14 protein-coding genes are annotated in these 14,122 nt (G+C 66.4%); 4 read left to right on the top strand and 10 right to left on the bottom strand.

Annotated elements, in window-relative coordinates; genetic code table 11:
• Positions 1-36: 36 nt before the first annotated feature.
• Positions 37-939, top strand: a complete 903-nt coding sequence (locus AC1D1F_RS14185) for a LysR family transcriptional regulator (protein WP_477675685.1) — start codon at positions 37-39, stop codon at positions 937-939.
• A 21-nt stretch (positions 940-960) separates the two neighbouring features.
• Here AC1D1F_RS14185 and AC1D1F_RS14180 read toward each other — a convergent pair whose 3' ends face one another.
• A complete protein-coding gene (locus tag AC1D1F_RS14180; RefSeq protein ID WP_477675684.1) occupies positions 961-1,524 on the bottom strand; it encodes a gluconokinase in 564 nt (187 codons plus the stop codon).
• A 102-nt stretch (positions 1,525-1,626) separates the two neighbouring features.
• On the opposite strand from AC1D1F_RS14180, the gene AC1D1F_RS14175 reads away from it, so the two are divergent.
• Positions 1,627-2,139 (top strand): TfoX/Sxy family protein, encoded by a 513-nt coding sequence (locus tag AC1D1F_RS14175; RefSeq protein WP_477675683.1) that lies wholly within the window; start codon positions 1,627-1,629, stop codon positions 2,137-2,139.
• 79 nt (positions 2,140-2,218) lie between these two features.
• On the opposite strand, the gene AC1D1F_RS14170 is transcribed toward AC1D1F_RS14175, so the two are convergent.
• A complete protein-coding gene (locus AC1D1F_RS14170) occupies positions 2,219-2,854 on the bottom strand; it encodes a DUF2917 domain-containing protein (RefSeq protein ID WP_477675682.1) in 636 nt (211 codons plus the stop codon).
• A gap of 150 nt (positions 2,855-3,004) precedes the next feature.
• Between AC1D1F_RS14170 and AC1D1F_RS14165 the strand changes: the two genes are divergently transcribed.
• Complete coding sequence (locus tag AC1D1F_RS14165) at positions 3,005-3,988, top strand: LysR substrate-binding domain-containing protein (protein ID WP_477675681.1); 984 nt, start codon at positions 3,005-3,007, stop codon at positions 3,986-3,988.
• A 46-nt stretch (positions 3,989-4,034) separates the two neighbouring features.
• Here the strand turns inward: AC1D1F_RS14165 and AC1D1F_RS14160 are convergent, their stop codons facing one another.
• The 8 genes from AC1D1F_RS14160 to AC1D1F_RS14125 form a co-directional block, all read right to left on the bottom strand.
• Positions 4,035-5,507 (bottom strand): N-acyl-D-amino-acid deacylase family protein, encoded by a 1,473-nt coding sequence (locus AC1D1F_RS14160; RefSeq protein ID WP_477675680.1) that lies wholly within the window; start codon positions 5,505-5,507, stop codon positions 4,035-4,037.
• Positions 5,504-6,415 (bottom strand): MurR/RpiR family transcriptional regulator, encoded by a 912-nt coding sequence (locus tag AC1D1F_RS14155; protein WP_477675679.1) that lies wholly within the window; start codon positions 6,413-6,415, stop codon positions 5,504-5,506. The genes AC1D1F_RS14160 and AC1D1F_RS14155 overlap by 4 nt, the downstream gene beginning before the upstream one ends.
• A gap of 63 nt (positions 6,416-6,478) precedes the next feature.
• On the bottom strand, positions 6,479-7,780 hold the full coding sequence (locus tag AC1D1F_RS14150) for an alanine racemase (RefSeq protein WP_477675678.1): 1,302 nt from the start codon (positions 7,778-7,780) through the stop codon (positions 6,479-6,481).
• 16 nt (positions 7,781-7,796) lie between these two features.
• Entirely contained in the window at positions 7,797-8,789 is a 993-nt protein-coding gene (locus AC1D1F_RS14145) for an ABC transporter ATP-binding protein (RefSeq protein ID WP_477696587.1), read from the bottom strand.
• Positions 8,786-9,850: an ABC transporter ATP-binding protein gene (locus tag AC1D1F_RS14140; RefSeq protein ID WP_477675676.1), complete on the bottom strand. Its 1,065-nt coding sequence runs from the start codon at positions 9,848-9,850 to the stop codon at positions 8,786-8,788. The genes AC1D1F_RS14145 and AC1D1F_RS14140 overlap by 4 nt, the downstream gene beginning before the upstream one ends.
• 25 nt (positions 9,851-9,875) lie before the next feature.
• Positions 9,876-10,715: an ABC transporter permease gene (locus tag AC1D1F_RS14135; protein WP_477675675.1), complete on the bottom strand. Its 840-nt coding sequence runs from the start codon at positions 10,713-10,715 to the stop codon at positions 9,876-9,878.
• 1 nt (position 10,716) lies between these two features.
• Positions 10,717-11,658, bottom strand: coding sequence for an ABC transporter permease (locus AC1D1F_RS14130; protein ID WP_477655293.1), 942 nt, complete (start codon positions 11,656-11,658; stop codon positions 10,717-10,719).
• A gap of 186 nt (positions 11,659-11,844) precedes the next feature.
• A complete protein-coding gene (locus AC1D1F_RS14125) occupies positions 11,845-13,401 on the bottom strand; it encodes an ABC transporter substrate-binding protein (protein WP_477700757.1) in 1,557 nt (518 codons plus the stop codon).
• 147 nt (positions 13,402-13,548) lie between these two features.
• Between AC1D1F_RS14125 and AC1D1F_RS14120 the strand changes: the two genes are divergently transcribed.
• Positions 13,549-13,938, top strand: coding sequence for a RidA family protein (locus tag AC1D1F_RS14120; RefSeq protein ID WP_477679330.1), 390 nt, complete (start codon positions 13,549-13,551; stop codon positions 13,936-13,938).
• Positions 13,939-14,122: the final 184 nt, after the last annotated feature.

Genomic DNA, 14,122 nt, shown 5'->3' with positions numbered 1-14,122 from the left:
CGAAACTTCTTATCCATTGATCTGGATGTCAAATAAATGGCCCAACCCAACCTTTCCCTGCGGCAGTTGCGCGCCTTCCTGGCCCTGGCCGAGCAGCGCAGTTTCACGCAGGCCGCGGCCACCTGCCACCTGTCGCAGCCGGCCTTCAGCGCGCTGATCCGCACACTGGAAAGCGAACTCAACACCCGCCTGTTCGACCGCGACACGCGCAGCGTGGAGTTGACGGCCGAGGGCCGGCTCTTCGCGGACTCGGCGCGCCGGCTGGTCGGCGATTTCGGCGCGGCCCTCAGCGACCTGAGCGACCATGTCGAGCGCCGCAAGGGCCGCGTGCACATCGCCGCCCTGCCTTCGCTGGCGGCCGGCTGGCTGCCCGCGGTGTTCGCCGAATTCAGGAAGGCCTGGCCGGGCATAGAGCTCAACCTCAGCGACCTGCTGTCGGACGCCTGCGTGGATCTGGTGCGCAGCGGCAGGGCCGACTTCGCGCTGGCCTCCACCGGCGTGAGCCACGCGGGCCTGAGCACGCGGCTGGTCTGCACCGACCGCTTTTACCTGGTGTGCCGCAAGGACCACCCGCTGGCGGCCGAGGCCTCACCCACGCTCAAGAAGCTGGCCCCCTACCCTTTTATCCACATGTCGCGCAACAGCAGCGTGCGGCAGGCGCTGGAGGCGGCGCTGCATCCGCAGCAGGCCAATACCGTGCTCGAAGTCGACCAGCTGGCCACCGCCGCGGGCATGGTCGAGGCGGGGCTGGGCATCAGCGTGGTGCCCGCGCTGACGCTGTTCCACTTTGAGCGCAAGGCCCTGGTGACCCGGCCGCTGGCCGCAAGCGGCCTCACACGCAAGATTTACCTGGTGCGCCGGCAGGAGGGCAGCCTGTCGGCGGCCGCGCAGGCCCTGCACGACCTGGTGATGGACACCATGAAGGCGCGCACGCCCTGACCCCAGGGGCGGGCCGGCGGCTCAGCCCGAGCGGCGCGCGCCGGCCAGCCAGTCCACCGCGCTTTGCGCCAGTGATTCCAGCGGCGCATCGCCGGCCAGGGTCAGCACGCCAGGCTCGGCCGAGGGGTCTTGCAAGGCCTCGAACTGGCTGGCCACCAGGCTGGGTGGGTAGAAATGGTCGGCCCGCTGGCCCACACGGCGCAGCGACTCGGCCGGGCTGATGGCCAGGTGCACAAAACGCAGGCCGGTAGCGGCGCCGCGCAGGATGTCCCGGTAGCCGGCCTTGAGGGCTGAACAGGTCAGCACCACACCTTCGGGATGGCGCGCCAGTTCGGCGCCCAGCTGCCGCAGCCAGCCTTCGCGGTCTTCATCGGCAAGGGCGATGCCCTGCTGCATCTTGCGGATGTTGCCGGGCGGATGGAAGTCGTCGCCCTCGACCAGCGGCAAGCCCAGCTGCGCGGCCACCAGGCGCCCGACCGCCGACTTGCCGCAACCGGCCACCCCCATCACCACCACGCGCACGGGCGGCGCACCGGGAAGCGTGGCGGAGGCGGGAAGCGAGCGGGTCTGGGATGCAGCGGTCATGCGCAAATTATCGCGGCGCACGGCTGCTTGGCGCGCCCATGCGTGACAGCGGACGCAAAAGTGCGCTTGATAGGACCGCCCGCGCTTTGTTATCGTCGCGGCATGGCCACACTCAAAAATGATTTTGCAAACTACTGCTGCGAGCTTTTGTCGGGCGTGGGCCCCTGCACCGCCAAACGCATGTTCGGCGGCTTCGGCATCAGCACCGGCGGCTTGACCTTCGCGCTGGTGGCCGATCTGGGCGGCGGCGAGATCCTGTGGCTTAAAGCCGATGACAGCACGCGCGGCCTGTTCGAGGCCGAAGGCTGCGGACGTTTCACTTACGACATGACCCGCAATGGCGTGCGCTCCGCGCACAGCCTCGGCTACTACAGCGCGCCCGAAGAGGCCATGGAGTCGGAAGCCTTGATGCGGCCCTGGGCACGGCTGGCGCTGGAATGCGCGCTCAGGGCGCGCGCGGCCAAACCGGCCAAAAAACCCAAACCGAACACAAAAGCCCCCGCCAAGGCAAAGGCAAAAACAAAAGCAAAAACCACAACGACAACGAAACCGGCAGCGAAACCAAAAACGAAAACGAAACCCAAGGCGGCGCCAGCCAAAAAAAGCCGCGCATAAAAAAACCCGCAGCCTTGCGGCCGCGGGTTCAAAGCTCCCTTGCGGAAGGAGCCACTGACTAGAACGGTATCAATCGGAACTAGACGAGGTTGGACATCGCCAGCACGTTGTAGTTGTGCGGGTGCCGGCGCTGGTCGTCCTTGTAGGCATCAAAGTCGTGGCCGGCCGCCATGGGGCGGGCGCGGGCGGTGAGAAAAACCATGGCCAAAGGGGTCAGCAGGGCTTCGACCGCCGCTGCCGCACCCAGCACCAGGCCGCGGGCCAGGCGCCCCAGGGCACCGGTGGCCAGGCCGAAGGCGGCGCGCAGGTCGCTCAGCGGCTGCAGCACACCAACGCGCCAGCCGGCCGGCTCGGCAGCCGGTTGCCTGACGGCGGCGCACGCAGCGCTGGCCTCCCAGCTGAAATAGGCCGATGCGCCGTGGCCCGAACTGAAGGACTCCATCACCAGCGACTCACCGGCCTTGAGCGTCAGGCTCTCGCCCCGGCTCAGGAAATGGTCGCCGGCGCGCACCTGGGCGTCCTGGCTGGCGGAATCGAAGGTGGCCCAGACCCGGCCATGCGCAATTCGCAACACACCGGCCTGGGCGGCGTGCAAGGTCAGGGCCCGTCCCGCACCCAGCTTCCAGAAGCCCGCCAACCCGTCAACCTGGCCGGTGGTGGCATCGGTAGCCTGTTGCAAAAAGCGGTCGCCTGCGTGAGAAGCTGAGTGTTCCATGGTGTTCTCCAAAAAAGGCACAAAGTGAGTGATGAGGGTTGAATCATCTCGCGGCGGACTTGCGCGGTCCAATGAAATCGCGGTAAGCTATTCATTCCATAATCGCATCAATCAATCAGGCTCAAATTGCCCTGATTACCTGGAACTGTCATGCTGCATTCACAAACACACCTGCGTTCCCGGCCGATTTCCGCCGGTCAGCTGCGGGCCTTCGAGGCGGTGGCCCGCCACCTCAACTTCCGTGCCGCATCGGAAGAACTGGCCCTCACCCAGTCGGCCGTGAGCCGGCAGATCCAGGGCCTGGAGGAGGACGTGGGCGTGAGCCTCTTCCACCGCCACACCCGGGCCGTGGAGCTGACCACCGCCGGCGGCATCCTGCTGCGGGCCGTCACGCCCTCGCTGGAGCGCATCGACAACGCGGTGCGGCAGATACGCCAGACAGCAGGGCGCAAGAGCGTGTCGCTGACCACCTTCGCCTCGTTCGCGTCGATGTGGCTGATTCCGCGGCTCGAGGGATTCCAGCGCGACAACCCCGACATCGACATCCGGATTGATGCGTCGGACGTCGCGGTGGACCTGGACATTTCGGACCTGGACCTGGCCCTGCGCTACGCCCCGGCCAGCCACATGCCACCTAACGCGATACGGCTTTTCGGCGAGCAGATCACGCCCGTCATCAGCCCCTGGCTGCTCAAAAGCGGGCCACGCCTGAAAAAACCCGACGACCTGGCGCAGTTCACCTTGATCGAGGCCGGCGACGCCCACCAGACCCACCTCGAATGGCTGACCTGGCGGCGCTGGCTGGACGAGCACGCCAGCCCCAAGCTCGAGGCCAAGCGCTGGCTGTACTTCAATTACGCCTACCAGATGGTGCAGGCGACGCTGACGGGCCAGGGCGTGGTGCTGGCGCGGCTGCCACTGATCGCCGAGAGCCTGGCCTCGGGCGACCTGGTCGAGCCCCTGCCGCAGACGCGCATGGAGTCGCCCATGAGCTACTGGCTGATCGTCGGGCCGCGCAACGTGGCCAGGCCCGAGGTGGTGGCCTTTTGCGACTGGCTCAAAAGCCAGGCCGCGCTGACGCGCGAGGCGATTGGGGATGTACCTGATCCGGACACAGTAGATTCCCTGGACTAGCCTGTCCTAACTCCCTCTCCCAGAGGAGAGGGAATGGAAGCGGGTATCAGGCCGCGCCGCGTTTCAGCAGCCGCCCTGCCCTCGCCTGCACCTTGGCGTTCGCCGCGTCGGCATCACCGGCCACATAGGCCAGCTCGCCGTTCACAAACACTTTCTCGATGCCTTCCGACACCGCGATCGGCTCCTGGTAGGTCGCCACGTCGCGCACGCGGGCCGGGTCCAGCACCACGACGTCGGCGTGCCAGCCGGGCTGCAGCTGGCCGCGCTGGTGCAGGCGGAAGTTGCGCGCCGACAGGCCGGTCATCTTATGGATCGCGGTTTCGAGTGAAAAGAGGTTTTGCTCGCGCCAGTAGCGCGCCAGCACGCGCGGAAAAGCACCCCAGAGGCGCGGGTGCGGATGCCGGTCGTGCGGCAAGCCGTCGGAGCCGATCATGGTCCGGGGATGCGCGATGACGCGCTTGACGTCGTCCTCGTGCATCTGGAAATAACAGGCGCCGCCGGGCTGCAGGCGGCGGCAGGCGGCCTTCTGGTCAACGCCCCACTCCTCGGCAATCGAGGCCAGCGTACGGCCCATCATTTCGGGGTGGGGCGTGGACCAGCTCAAGAGGACATCGATCACGCCGTCCACCAGGTCTTCCCGCAGCACGGTCGAGCCGGCCACATAGGGATAGACGTCCATCGCGATGTCCTGGCGCTGCGCCAGGGTGTCGATCAGCGGCAGCGTCTCGCGCGTGCGGCCCCAATTGGCCGGGCCGGCGCATTTGTGGTGCGAGATCACCAGCGGCACGCCGGCCTCGAAGGCGCAATCGCCGGCCTCGTGCATGGCCTCCAGGATGTCGGCCATCTCCGAGCGCATGTGGGTGGCATAGATGCCGCCGTAGCGAGCCACCACCCGCGCCAGCGCGGTCACCTCGGCCGCCGGCGCCGGCATGGCTTCGGCATAGAACAAGCCCGAGGACAGGCCGATCGCGCCCTGGGCCATGCACGCCTCGAGCATGCCGCACATGGCGGCGACTTCATCAGCGCTGGCCGGCCGGCTGAGATCACCGACGCAGGCATAACGCAGCGTGGTATGGCCGATCAGTGGCGCCACATTGACGGCCGGCTGCGCCTCGGCGACCGCCTGCGCATACGCATCCACCGACGGGTACTTGAACGAATTGCCCAGCAGGGTCAGGGCGCCCTGGGGCTGGTCGACGACGAAGGGCGCGACCGACAGGCCACAGTTGCCGGTCACCACCGTAGTGATCCCCTGCGACAGCTTGGGGAACATCCCGGGCGCATTCAGCACGATGGCGTCATCGTGCGTGTGCACGTCGATGAAGCCGGGCGTGATGGCCAGGCCGGTGCAGTCGTGCACCTGGACTTCGGCGATGGCCAGGCCGTCCGGCAGGCGGTGGCGAAGGCCCGGGCCGATGGCCGCAATGCGGTCGTCCACCAGCAGCAGGTCGCCGGTTTGGGCGGGCGCGCCGGTGCCGTTCACCAGCAGGCCGTTTTCCAGAAGGGTGGCGCGGGTCATCGCGTTTTTCCGATCGCGGGCTTGGCGCTTTCGTCCCAGTCCAGCCGGGGATGGTGGTGCATGTCCACACCACGCGTCTCCAGCGTGCGCTGGATGTTCGCCAGCCGGTCCACCGCCTTGTCGCCCAGCCGCTGCGCCACGAGCACGGTGAGGATTTCAATCACCGTCAGGTGCGCCAGGTAGGCTTCCGGGCCCACCGGCATCACCGGGTCGGGCGCAACCTCCACACCCAGCACGATGTCGGCCAGCGCCGCCAGCTGGGAGCCGGGCTGCGTCAGCGCGATGATGGTGGCGCCCTGCGAGCGCGCCACGTCCACCGCCTCCAGCAAGGAGGGCATGCCGCCGACGTGGGTGACGGCGATCACCACGCCGCGCGGGCCTATGGTGGCGGCTGAGATCAGTTGCAGGTGCGGGTCCAGGTAGCTGCTGGCGGACAGGCCCATGCGGAACAAGCGCGCCTGCAAGTCCGAGGCCATGAAGTTGGAGGTAACGCCAACGCCGTAGCAGTCCACCCGGCTGCCGCCAACGATGGCGTCGGCCGCCGCCTGTGTGGCTTCCACGCTGAGCTGGGCTTGCACGCTGTTGATCACGATGGCGGCGCCGCGGGTGACCTTCGTGATTATCTGGCGGGTGTCGTCGTCGATGCGCACGCGCCGGTTCAGCGGCGAGCCTCCCACGGCCATTTCCTGCGCCAGCGCGAGCTTGAACTCGCGCAGGCCCGGGTAGCCCAGGTCGCGGCAGGTGCGCATGATGGTGGGCACCGAGCTGCCCGCGCGCTGCGCGAGCCGCTCAAAACTTTCATCCAGCACGCGCTGGGGGTCCTGCAGGATCAACTCCAGCACGCTGCGCCTGGACGTGGGGGCGCTGGCGATGTTGTCGGCGATTTTGGCAAGAACTTGTGAGGTCATGAGGACTTTGGTTGCGGCGCGCGCAAAGCTGCGCGGCCCATTACAACAAGGAGGTCTAACAGATTAGAAACAGGTGACGAGTGCATCGCACACCGTGTAATTCTCATCGACAACCGGCATCCAGCGCCATTTGTCGAAAGTCGTGCAGGGATGGGAGATGCCCAGCGCCACCAGGTCACCGACCTTGAGCGCGGCCAGTTCGGGGCCGCTGCCGCGCAGGTAGGCGTGCTGGTCGTTGAGGGCCGTGACCTTCCAGTCCGCGGGCGCGGGCACGGGCGCGGCGCCGGGCGCGCCGACCGAGGACAGCGGTATCGGCATCTCCAGGTCGTAGGACAGGTCGCGCCGGCCCACGGCCAGGATGGCCAGCCCCGGCTCGGGGCAGGACTGCACCGTGGCCCAGACTTCAATCGCCGGCCTGAGGCCATCTTTGCCGGCGCTGTCGTGCAGGCGGGCGTTGACAGAACCGACCAGGCGCTTGTAGTTACCGTGGTCGTGCGTGATGTAGCAGCCCGAACGCAGCAGGCCGCGCACCGGGCGCGAGAGCTTGGGCGTGAGCCAGCCGCTGACCAGGTCGAAGATGGCCGAGCCGCCGGCCGTCATCAGGATTTCGTCGCTGTCGAACAGGCCTTGCTGGTCGCAGGCCAGAGCGATGTCGCAGGTGCGCCGCATCAGCGCATCGGCATAGGCCTTGTCCGCCGCCGAATCGCCGGTGGCGCCCTGCCCTTCATAGGTTTCGATGCCCACCAGGCGGCAGGCCAGGCTGGTGCGGATGGCGGCGGCCAGGGCCATGGCATCGGCCTCGTTGCGCACGCCGGTGCGCGCGCCCATGACGCCGACTTCCAGCAGAACCTCGAAGGGCGCGGCCATGGCGGCATCGTTGGCGCGCGCCCAGGCTTCGATCAGCGCCAGCTGCGCGATTGAATCCACCAGGAAGACGATGCGCAGGCCGGGGTACTCGCGCAGCATGCCCTGGATGCCGGCCAGGTCGATGGCGTTCACGACCTGGTTGGCGATGATGAGGCGCGTGGCGCCCGCTGTGATGCCGGCGCGCATCTGCGCGACGGTGGCGAAGGTCAGGCCCCAGGCGCCTTCATCGAGCTGGCGCTTGAGCAGTTGCGGCGACATCGTGGTCTTGCCGTGCGGCGCCATGTCCACGCCCTGGCCTTTGGCAAAGCGCTGCATCCAGCCCAGGTTGTGTTTCATGGCCGACTGCTTGACGACGGCCAGCGGCAGCGGCAGGTCGCCCTTGAGCACGTTCCAGCCCTGCTTGCCCATGTCGGAGCGGCGCACCGGCCCGCTGTTGTGGGGGAAGCCCTTGAAGGAACGGTCGAGTTGCGGGTCGAGGAGGTCTTGCAATGCGCTCATGGATTTTTCTTGAAGGTCAGGCGGCGGCCATCGCGGGCGCCTCGGCCACGGAGTTTGCCAGGTCGTCGCGTATGCAGGCCTTGAAGCGGCCGTCGCCCATGTCGCGCAGCTCGGGGCGCTCCACCGAACAGGCGGCTATCGCATGCGGGCAACGCGTGCGGAACACGCAGCCCGAAGGCGGGTTGACCGGGCTGGGGATGTCGCCTTTGAGCGCGATGCGTTCGCTTTTGTGCTCGGGGTCGGGCTTGGGCGAAGCGGCCAGCAGGGCCTGAGTATAGGGATGCAGCGGGCGTTCGAACAGTTGGGCCGTGGGCGCGACTTCCATCACGCGGCCCAGGTAGAGGACGACCACGCGGTCGCACAAATACTCGACCACGTCGAGGTCGTGCGAGATGAACAGCATGGTCAGCGACAACCGGTCGCGCAGGTCGCACAGCAGGTTGACCACCTGCGCCTGGATGGACACGTCGAGCGCCGACAGCGGCTCGTCGGCCACGATGAACTCGGGCTCGACCGCCAGGGCCCGCGCCACGCCTATGCGCTGGCGCTGGCCGCCGGAGAACTCATGCGGGTAGCGGCTGGCATGTTCTGCGCGCAAGCCGACCAGTTCGAGCAGTTCCGCGATGCGTTTGGCCTGTGCTTCCTTACCCTTGGCCAGCCCGTGCACCTGCAAAGCCTCGCCCAGGATGTCTTTGACGCGCATCTTGGGGTTCAGGCTGGCGTATGGGTCCTGGAAAATCATCTGCAGCTTGCTGCGCAATGCGCGCATGCGGCTTCCTGATGCTGTGCCCAGGTCTTCGCCGCGGTACAGCACCTGGCCCGAGGTGGCTTCGATCAGGCGCAGCAGGGTGCGGCCAATCGTGCTTTTGCCCGAGCCGGACTCGCCGACCAGGCCCAGCGTTTCGCCGGGCTGGATGCTGAAGGACACGTCGTCAACGGCACGCACCGGTTTCGTTGATGCGCCGAAATAACGCTGCAGGTTCTTGACTTCAATCAAAGGGGCGCTCATGCGGCCTCCACCGTGGCTGTGGCGGTTTCTTCCACGCGTATGCAACGCGCGCTGCGGGTAGGGCCTGCGGCCAGCAGCGCGGGCATGGCGTCGCGGCAAGGCGGGATCGCCAGGTCGCAGCGCGGCTCGAAGGCACATCCCGGCGGCGGTGCCAGCGGGCTGGAAACCTGGCCGCGAATCGCGTAGAGCCGGCGTTTGGCGCCGCTCTGGCCAGTGGCGATTTCGCGCTTGCGCTGCTGCGCCGGCAGGCAGGCCAGCAGGCCTTGCGTATACGGATGGCGCGGCTGGGCAAACAGTTCACGCACCGGTGCGGCTTCCACAATGCGGCCGGCGTACATGACCGCCACGTCGTCGGCATGGTGCGCCACCACGCCGAGGTTGTGGGTGATGAACAAAATGCTCATGCCGGTCTCGGCCTGCAGCCGGCGCATGAGTTCCAGGATTTGCGCCTGGATCGTCACATCGAGCGCGGTGGTGGGCTCGTCGGCGATCAGCAGCGTCGGGTTGCAGGCCATGGCCAATGCGATCATCACGCGCTGGCGCATGCCGCCCGAAAGCTGGTGCGGGTATTCATGCAGGCGCTGGGCGGCGGCCGGGATCTCGACCAGCTCCAGCATGCGCAGCGCATGGGCCAGTGCGGCCTTGCCGTCCAGGCCCATGTGCAGGCGCACCGATTCGGCAATCTGCTCACCCACGGTGAAGACCGGGTTCAGGCTGGTCATGGGCTCCTGGAAGATCATCGCGATCTCATTGCCGCGTATGCGCCGCATGTCGGCTTCGGGCAAGGACAGCAGGTCCAGCGCCTGGCCGGCGCGGTTGGTGAATATCGCTTCGCCGCTGACCTGCGTGGAGGCCGTGCGCGACAGCAGGCGCATCAGCGTGAGGCTGGTCACCGACTTGCCGGAGCCGGACTCGCCGACCAGCGCGGTGGTCTTGCCGGGGCGTATGCTGAAGCTCACGTCGGCGACCGAGCGGATCAGGCCTTCATCGGTGTCGAAGAAGGTGCTCAGGTGGCGCACATCAAGGCGCGTGCCGGTTGGAAGATGGGTGGGGGAATTCATGGGGTGGTTTTTTTGATCGACGGGTTCACATCGATTTCCTCAGGCGCGGATCCAGCAGGTCGCGAATGCCGTCGCCCAGCAGCTGCAGCGAAAGCGCGGTGAGGATGATGGCCAAGCCGGGGAACAGCACGATCCACAGCGCCTGGTGGGCGTACTGCTGGCTGCCGGCCACCATGGTGCCCCAGGTCGGAATTTCGGGCGGAACGCCCACGCCCAGGAAGGACAACGCGGCCTCGGCCAGGATGGCGTAGGCAAAGATGAAGGAGGCCTGCACCAGGATGGGCGACATCAGGTTGGGCAGGATGTGGCGCAGCAGGATGCGCACGGTGGAGACACCGACGGCGCGCGCGGCCTCCACGAACAGCAGCTCGCGCACCACCAGGGTGGAGGCGCGCACCACGCGGGCCACGCGCGGCGTGTAGACCAGCACCAGGGCCAGCACCACATTCAGCATCGAGGGCCCAAGGATGCCGACCAGCGCGATCGCCAGCAGGATGTCGGGAAAGGACATCATGGCGTCCACCACGCGCATCACCGGCGCGTCGAGCCTGCGAAAGAAGCCCGCGACCAGGCCGAACAGCGTGCCGGTCACGACCGAGCCCAGCGCGGTCAGCAAGGCGATGGTCAGCGAGTAGCGGCCGCCGAAGGCGATACGGGCAAAGAGGTCGCGCCCCAGCTCGTCGGTGCCGAACAAATGGGAGGGCGACGGCTGGGACAGCCGCTGGCTCACGGCGGTTTCGTTCGGGTCCAGGCCGCTCAAGGGGCCGGCGAAGAGCGACACCAGGACGACCAGCGCCAGAATGACGGCCGCGGCCAGCACGATGCGGCGGCGGAACAGCTTGCGGAGAATCAGCGGCATCTGCATGTCAGTATTTCACCCGTGGGTCGACCACGGTGTAGAGCAGGTCAATGGCGAAGTTGATGACGACATAGATCGCGGCCACCACCAGCAGCGCCCCCTGGATCACCGGGTAGTCGCGCCGTATCACCGCGCTCACCACCAGGTTGCCCACGCCCGGCAAGCCGAACACGGTCTCCGTCACCACCGCGCCGCCTATCATCAGCGCCACCGTCAGGCCGAGGACGGTGACGATGGGCACCAGCGCGTTGCGCAGCGCATGCTTGAGCACCACCACGTTCTCAGACAAGCCCTTGGCCCGCGCGGTGCGCACGTAGTCCTCGCCGAGCACGTCCAGCATGGAGGCGCGCGTGAAACGGATGATGAGCGCGGAGTTCAGCACGCCCAGCACCGCGGCAGGCAGCACCAGACAATGGATGCGGGCGGCCAGCGAGGCGCCCGGTTCGCCATAGCCCGAAACCGGGAACCAGCCCAGCGAGACCGCGAAGATCTGCATCAGCACCAGGCCGAACCAGAAGCTGGGTATGCTGGCGCCCAGCATCGCGAAGCCGGTAAAGGCCTGGTCGATGGCCTTGCCGCGAAATACCGCCGAGACGATGCCGCAGGGCACGCCGATCAGCGCCGCGATCGCGATCGCCATCAGCGAAAGCAAGGCGGTGGGCTCGGCCCGCTCCCAGAGCGCCTGGGTCACGGGTCGCTGCAAAAAGATCGATTCGCCCAGGTTGCCGTGCGCCAGTTCGCGGATCCACAGCGCGAACTGCACCGGCAGCGGCTTGTCCAGCCCGTAAACCTTCTGCACCCGGGCGATGTCCTCGGCCGTGGCCTGGTCCCCCAGCAGCACCGCGATCGGGTCGCCCGGGGCGGCGCGCGTGAGGATGAACACCAGCACCGCCACGATGGCCATGACCACCAGCATGCCGCCCAGCCGGGACAATAGATACCGTGTCATGACTTTGCTCTATCCATAAAGGGTGAAATCTCTTTATCCATTCGAAACCGCTACACCCGGCCAAAAATCGAAGCGAACCAAATCAGTCAAGCCGTGGAACCGGCTTTGCCAGGCCGCAGGCGGGCGGCCCCATACGTGAGGAAAGGGGCAGCGCGCCGCAGGCTCGCAGTGGGGGAGCGCGGGGGCTCAACTCTTTAGGCTGGTGTTCCAGAAGAACGGATACGTATAAGGCGTATAGCCCTGCAGCGCCGGTGCGCGCGCCGACAGGCTGGCAAATTTTCCGACCTGGATGTAGGGCACTTCGTCGTAAACCACTTGCTGTACCTTGCCCCACAGCGCACCGCGCTTGGCCGGGTTGGGTTCCTGGTTCAGCGCGGTCAGCGCCTCCAGCTTGGCCGGCGAACTCCACCAGCCCGGCGCACCATCGCCCAGCTGCGGCGGCGAAAGCATGGGCTCGGGGAACAGGCCGGAATGGGTGATGTAGATGTCCCACAGCTTGGGGTCGGCGCGGCGCTGCAGCAGCGTCGCCCATTCCACCACGTTCAGCTCCGCCTTGAAGCCGGCACGCTTGAGCTGCTCGGCCATGATGAGCGCCATGTTGTAGTGAAAGTCGTATTGGCGGCTGGTCAGGATGCGCACCGGCTCGCCCTTGTAACCGGCCTGTTCAGCCTGGCTCTTGGCCTTCTTCGCATCGCGCTCGTTGTAAGCGGCGGTGCCGGCGGTCGAATAGAAAGGCGTGCCCTTGGGGAAGTGGTTGCCCTCGGCGATGAAAAAGCGCGTGTCGCCAAAACCCGCCGCCAGCATCTCGCCTTCGCCGAGCGCGGTCTGCACCGCCTTGCGCACCTGCTGGTGCGCCAGCGAGCCTTCCTTGGTGTTGAACACCAGGTAGGGAAAGCCGAAAGACGGCGTCATGATGGGCACCACCTTGCCGCCGGCTTTTTCCAGCCGCGGCAGGGCTTCGATCGGCAGCAGGTCGGCGTAGTGAAACTGGCCGGCCAGCGCGCCTTCCACCCGCGTGTTGGCGTTGGGCACCGGCACGAAGCGCAGCTCTTCCACTGAGGCCACCCGCTTGCCGCCGTAGCCGCTGGCGGCTTCCTTGCGCGCAGCGTAGCCGTCAAAACGGGTGAGCAGCACGTACTGGTCGGGCTTGCGCTCCTTGAACTTGTAGGGCCCGGTGCCCACGTACTCGCGCAGCGGCTGGGCCAGCGATTCCTTGGCCATGATGGCCGCCATGCCCGAGGCCATGGCCAGCTGCGAGAGCAGCGGCGCATAGGCGTTCTTCAGCGTGATGTCCACCGTGAGCGGTCCCTTGGCCGTCAGGTCGGCCACTTGCACCGCCACCGACTTGCCGCGCGGCGAGACTTCCATCCAGCGCTTGAGGCTGGCCACCACGTCGTCGGCGTTGAGCTCGCGGCCGCTGTGCAGCATGACGCCTTTTCGAAGCGCGATGGTGTAGAGCTTGCCGTCGGCCGAGATTTTGGGCATAGCCTCCGCCAGCATCGGCACCAGCGCCGCCTTGGCGTCGAAGGTGAACAGCGGCTCGTAAACGTGCTGCATGATGATGCAGACCAGGTCGGCCGGCGTGGACTGGATGTCCAGCGTCGGCGGCTCGGCCACCATGGCCAGGTTCAAGGCCGACTTGTTGCCCTGCGCGGCGGCCGGGCCGAATCCGGCGCCGGCCGCGCCCAGGGCCAGCAGGGAAGACAAGGCGGTGCGGCGGTGCATGCGAATTCCACGGGTCATAAAAAACTCCTGATTGAAGTTAAATTTCACAAACGAAGATTAATTGGTCTATAAATGGTATTTTTCAGGATAAACCCGAATAAAGGGGGAATTTCTGAAAATATTTTTCAAAATTACTGTCAATAAAGACTTTGAAAGGAGTTTGTTATGCCTCTGGAGTATTTAGGAAATCCCCCGCTGGCCTCCGACCACCAGCCCCGCCCGTTTTCGCCCGCCGTGCGCGCCGGTGACTTCGTTTATGTCTCGGGCCAGGTGCCGGGCGACGAAAAAGGCGAAATCGTGCAGGGCGGCATCGAGGTGCAGACCCGCCAGGTCATGAAAAACATCCAGGCCGCGCTGGCCCTGGCCGGCTGCACGCTGGACGACGTCTGCAAAACCACCGTGTGGCTGCAGGACGCGCGCGACTTCGGCAGCTTCAACCGCGTCTATATGAGTTACTTTGCGAACGGCAAGCCGGCCCGCTCCACGACCGAAGCGCGCCTGATGGTCGATGCGCGGGTGGAGATTGATGTGGTGGCTTACAAGCCCAAGGGCTAGGCCTGGTTCTTGGTTTGTTCCTGCTACGTGCTCTTTGCTGAGGGTTGCTGGCCGGGGGTAGCCCGGCGGCTACTCACTTTTCTTTTGCTTCGCCAAAAGAAAAGTAAGCAAAAGAAAAGGCGACCCTGGTTGCTGCGTCCCTTCGCTGCGCTACGGGCAACCTGCGGTGCTCGGTTCAGGCGGG

The sequence above is a fragment of the Polaromonas sp. P1_H6 genome (assembly GCF_056405195.1).
Note: the sequence above shows the minus strand (reverse complement) of the source record. Positions and strands in the feature narration are given on the sequence as shown.

Excerpts from the sequence above, each read along its gene's own strand:
- AC1D1F_RS14165 (WP_477675681.1), top strand. The coding sequence starts at position 3,005 with ATGCTGCATTCACAAACACACCTGCGTTCCCGGCCGATTTCCGCCGGT.
- AC1D1F_RS14135 (WP_477675675.1), bottom strand. The coding sequence starts at position 10,715 with ATGCAGATGCCGCTGATTCTCCGCAAGCTGTTCCGCCGCCGCATCGTG.
- AC1D1F_RS14175 (WP_477675683.1), top strand. The coding sequence starts at position 1,627 with ATGGCCACACTCAAAAATGATTTTGCAAACTACTGCTGCGAGCTTTTG.
- AC1D1F_RS14170 (WP_477675682.1), bottom strand. The coding sequence starts at position 2,854 with ATGGAACACTCAGCTTCTCACGCAGGCGACCGCTTTTTGCAACAGGCT.
- AC1D1F_RS14120 (WP_477679330.1), top strand. The coding sequence starts at position 13,549 with ATGCCTCTGGAGTATTTAGGAAATCCCCCGCTGGCCTCCGACCACCAG.
- AC1D1F_RS14130 (WP_477655293.1), bottom strand. The coding sequence starts at position 11,658 with ATGACACGGTATCTATTGTCCCGGCTGGGCGGCATGCTGGTGGTCATG.
- AC1D1F_RS14185 (WP_477675685.1), top strand. The coding sequence starts at position 37 with ATGGCCCAACCCAACCTTTCCCTGCGGCAGTTGCGCGCCTTCCTGGCC.
- AC1D1F_RS14155 (WP_477675679.1), bottom strand. The coding sequence starts at position 6,415 with ATGACCTCACAAGTTCTTGCCAAAATCGCCGACAACATCGCCAGCGCC.
- AC1D1F_RS14180 (WP_477675684.1), bottom strand. The coding sequence starts at position 1,524 with ATGACCGCTGCATCCCAGACCCGCTCGCTTCCCGCCTCCGCCACGCTT.
- AC1D1F_RS14140 (WP_477675676.1), bottom strand. The coding sequence starts at position 9,850 with ATGAATTCCCCCACCCATCTTCCAACCGGCACGCGCCTTGATGTGCGC.
- AC1D1F_RS14160 (WP_477675680.1), bottom strand. The coding sequence starts at position 5,507 with ATGACCCGCGCCACCCTTCTGGAAAACGGCCTGCTGGTGAACGGCACC.
- AC1D1F_RS14125 (WP_477700757.1), bottom strand. The coding sequence starts at position 13,401 with ATGACCCGTGGAATTCGCATGCACCGCCGCACCGCCTTGTCTTCCCTG.
- AC1D1F_RS14150 (WP_477675678.1), bottom strand. The coding sequence starts at position 7,780 with ATGAGCGCATTGCAAGACCTCCTCGACCCGCAACTCGACCGTTCCTTC.
- AC1D1F_RS14145 (WP_477696587.1), bottom strand. The coding sequence starts at position 8,789 with ATGAGCGCCCCTTTGATTGAAGTCAAGAACCTGCAGCGTTATTTCGGC.